Source organism: Intrasporangium sp. (genome assembly GCF_032907665.1).
Taxonomy (GTDB): Bacteria; Actinomycetota; Actinomycetes; order Actinomycetales; family Dermatophilaceae; genus Intrasporangium.
In genome coordinates this window covers 5,653-7,276 of record NZ_JAJJPG010000158.1, presented here as the reverse complement: position 1 = coordinate 7,276, position 1,624 = coordinate 5,653, and the positions used below count along the sequence as shown (strand labels likewise).

2 protein-coding genes are annotated in these 1,624 nt (G+C 71.2%); both read left to right on the top strand.

Annotated elements, in window-relative coordinates:
* Positions 1-1,002 (top strand): DUF4118 domain-containing protein (locus tag LOY02_RS16800; RefSeq protein WP_317183519.1); only part of this gene is annotated, 1,002 nt, incomplete at its 5' end.
* Positions 999-1,624: response regulator transcription factor (locus LOY02_RS16795; RefSeq protein ID WP_317183518.1), on the top strand; the 626-nt coding region annotated here is incomplete at its 3' end. The genes LOY02_RS16800 and LOY02_RS16795, both read left to right, overlap by 4 nt.

Sequence of the window (1,624 nt, the reverse complement as noted above, 5' to 3'; positions counted from 1 at the left end):
GTCTCCGGCCAGCCGGGCCGCAGGGAGAGCCTGCTGCTCGTCTACCTGCTCGCCGTCGTGCTCATCGCCGTGGTCGGCGGACTGCTTCCCGGCTTCCTCGCCGCGGTGGGGGGATTCCTGGCCGCGAACTGGTTCCACACGCCACCGTTCTCGACCCTGAGCGTCAACCAGCCCGAGGCGCTCGTCGACCTCGTCGTCTTCGTTCTCGTCGCCCTCATCGTCAGCGTCGTCGTCGAGGCCGGGGCCCGCGACCGGGCGCGCGTCGAGCACAACCGCCTTGCGATCGCGCGGGAGGCGGCCCGCGCTGAACAGCTGGCCGAGACCGACAGGGTCCGCTCCGCACTGCTCACGGCCGTGAGCCACGACCTGCGCACCCCCATTGCTGCCATCAAGGCAGCGGCGTCCGGGCTGCGCGAGGAAGAGGTGGACTGGGAGCCGGCACAGCAGGCCGAGCTGCTCGCGGCCATCGAGGACGGTGCCGACGGGCTCGCCCACCTGGTCGACGACCTGCTGGCCATGAGCAGAATCCAGGCCGGAGCCCTCTCGGTGTATCCGACCTCGGTGTCCGTGGACGAGGTCGTCACCAGCGTGCTCGCCCGTTGGCAAGGCGCTCCCGTGCGCCTCTCGATCCCGGAGTCGGTCCCCGACATCCTCGCCGACCCCCCACTGCTGGAGCGCGTCCTCGCCAATCTCCTCGACAATGCGCAGCGGTTCAGTCCGGCCGGCCGAGATGTGGAGGTCACCGCCATCAGCTCCGCACCAGCCACCGGAGCGCCCTCGGTGCAGATCCGTGTCGTCGACCACGGGCCGGGCGCAGCGCCGGAGCGCTGGGAGCTGATGTTCGCACCCTTCCAGCGGCTCGGAGACACCTTGCCCGGCGGACTCGGCCTCGGTCTGGCCATCGCCCGCGGGCTGACCGAGGCCATGTCAGGGTCGATCCGCCCGGAACCCACACCGGGCGGAGGGCTGACGATGTGCGTCGAGCTTCCGGCGGCACGATGAGTCGCGTGCTCATCGTCGAGGACGACGAGCGGCTGCGCCGGACGTTGGCCATCAACCTGCAGGCCCGCTCGCACGAGGTGCACACCGCTGCCGACGGTGCGACGGCGCTTGACCTCGCATCGCGGTTCGAGCCGGACCTGGTCATCCTCGACCTCGGCCTGCCGGACATGGACGGCGTGGACGTCGTCGCGAGCCTGCGCCGGCGGAGCACCGTGCCGGTCATCATCCTCTCGGCGCGTGACGGCGAACCCGACAAGGTCGCCGCTCTCGACGCAGGCGCGGACGACTACGTCACGAAGCCGTTCGGGATGGAGGAGCTGCTCGCGCGCATGCGCGCTGCCCTGCGCCGCGCCGACCACGGCGACGCGCCGGACACGGTCGAGACCCCCACGCTGTCGATCGACCTGCGCGCCAAGCGCGTCAAGCGTGCCGGGGTCGAAGTGAGGCTCACGCCGACGGAGTGGCACCTCCTCGAGGCCCTGGTCCGCTCACCGGGCCGTCTCATCTCCGGGCGCGAGCTGCTGCAAGAGGTCTGGGGTCCGGCCTACGGCGACGAGATGAACTACCTGCGTGTCTACATGGCCCAGCTGCGTCGCAAGCTCGAGGCCAGCCCGGGCTCCCC